Origin of the sequence: Marinimicrobium hydrolyticum (genome assembly GCF_030848505.1) — a bacterium.
Lineage (GTDB): Bacteria > Pseudomonadota > Gammaproteobacteria > Pseudomonadales > Cellvibrionaceae > JAVDDU01.
The window spans coordinates 1-1605 of sequence record NZ_JAVDDU010000024.1 but is presented as its reverse complement, the minus strand read 5'-3'; the positions used below and the strand labels follow the sequence as shown (position 1 = coordinate 1605).

The window sequence follows — 1605 nt, the reverse complement described above, 5'->3', positions numbered from 1 at the left end:
GTCCAATTATTGCTTTTCGCTGCCGAAGGGGGCATGAGTGGCCCTTCTGGTGGCCGAGCAGCCTTTATTTCGAATGGATTCGCCTTGTCTGCTAACCGTTAAGCTTCCTAGCCCCAGCCAAAGGGTTAATATTGCGGCGGTGAATGGAACCCCGAACACCCAGATAGGCGGCTGCAAGGACACCATAATGATGAGCATCATCATGCTCACTAGAGAAGCCACAAACAATATTTTAGCGATGATATTCATATTCCAACCTTATGACTCACTATAAACCTCAACCGGGCACGATGAATGCTTGTAATCCCACTCTTTAAGGCTGCCTACAAGTCTTTGTCGCACGTCGTGCGATAGATTGATTATCTTGAGCTGCCAGCGCTTATAAAGCATCCGCTCGTACCTTGTACCTAAAAGGTTCGGGTATACTTTGGCCGAATCATAAAACTCAATTTCTGTCGTGAGTGTCGGAATGGACTGTTTCTCAGCAAACTGATCTATTTTTGTTTTCAATGCTTCTAGTATGACTTTGCTGTCGGTATCGACGATATCTGATTCGACATAAGCATACGTTTCCTGGACATCATCCTCCGGAACAGAACCATCCTCGTAATAATCATCCCAAATATTCACGCATATTCTACTGTTCGCCATAATCCAACCTTGCCTTATCTCTCATTTGTGGAGACATTTTTTGCCTTTAAAGACCAGACCATTCACACCGATCATTGTCAGCGTAGCGAAGACGAAAAAAGACACCACCCACACCCAGGGTGAATCCTGAGCGCCACCTTCTAGAAATGGGTTCATCCCAATTCCCCCAACTACGAAGCCTAGTATTAGGACTAACACATAAATCAGTTTGCCAAAGTTGCTCGTTTTCATAATCCAATATTCCAATTCGTTCTCTTGGCTTCAGTGGTTTTGGTCCTGAGACCCACTCAGTTCAATTTGCGACTCGCCACAACCTGCGGTACGAACTGGGAATTTTAGCAATGGTAGCTATTTCGCCAGAGCTAATCATTGCTGAGAGTTTTGCTTGTACAATTGGGCCAATGCCAGCGCCCGGGTGGAGTGCTTTTAGATCATCTATCTGCGATTGACTTGTTACATCAATACGATCAATCATTGTCTGTACATCATTCTCGTCGCGTTTAGTCATCGTCCAATCCTTCATCATCATGTTTATTTTGGTGTTTCCCATGCATCAACAAACCGCAAACCTGATCTGCGCATTCCAAGTACTCCGGTTGCAGATCTACTCACCTGCACTTAACTAAGTTGCCAATCCTGACCCTGGGATATCCGTGCGCTCTTGCAATAGAATAAGCGTCAACGGCTGTCCATCCCCCAAGCAGAGCTGCCAATGGGGTCAAAAGCAGGTTTTCACCTAGTGCATGGGCAATGACGAAGAAGAATGCCCACATCGCCAAGCCCTGAGCCAAAGCGAAACAGAAATGGGCGATCTTTCCCTCAAATTCTAGTTTCAGCATAATCCAATGTCTCTTACTGTCCAGATGTACGTCTTAACTTCATTTCGCAGGCCAGCTGTATCCTCGTCTCCTGCAATTCAAAAGCCGCCGGTAAAACGGTGAACGAGGGACCTGA

Annotated in this window: 3 protein-coding genes; all 3 read right to left on the bottom strand. The window is 46.0% G+C overall.

Translation table 11 applies throughout. The annotated features are described in order from the left end of the window. Nucleotides 1–258 precede the first annotated feature (258 nt). Nucleotides 259–630: a hypothetical protein gene (locus tag RBH33_RS17655; protein WP_306733544.1), complete on the bottom strand. Its 372-nt coding sequence runs from the start codon at nt 628–630 to the stop codon at nt 259–261. Between the two features lie 313 nt (nt 631–943). Beyond that, on the bottom strand, nt 944–1159 hold the full coding sequence (locus RBH33_RS17650) for a hypothetical protein (RefSeq protein ID WP_306733543.1): 216 nt from the start codon (nt 1157–1159) through the stop codon (nt 944–946). Between the two features lie 100 nt (nt 1160–1259). Next, nucleotides 1260–1490, bottom strand: a complete 231-nt coding sequence (locus tag RBH33_RS17645; RefSeq protein ID WP_306733542.1) for a hypothetical protein — start codon at nt 1488–1490, stop codon at nt 1260–1262. Between the last annotated feature and the right edge of the window lie 115 nt (nt 1491–1605).

Coding starts and splice junctions, on each gene's coding strand:
- RBH33_RS17650 (WP_306733543.1), bottom strand. CDS start 1,159: ATGACTAAACGCGACGAGAATGATGTACAGACAATGATTGATCGTATT.
- RBH33_RS17645 (WP_306733542.1), bottom strand. CDS start 1,490: ATGCTGAAACTAGAATTTGAGGGAAAGATCGCCCATTTCTGTTTCGCT.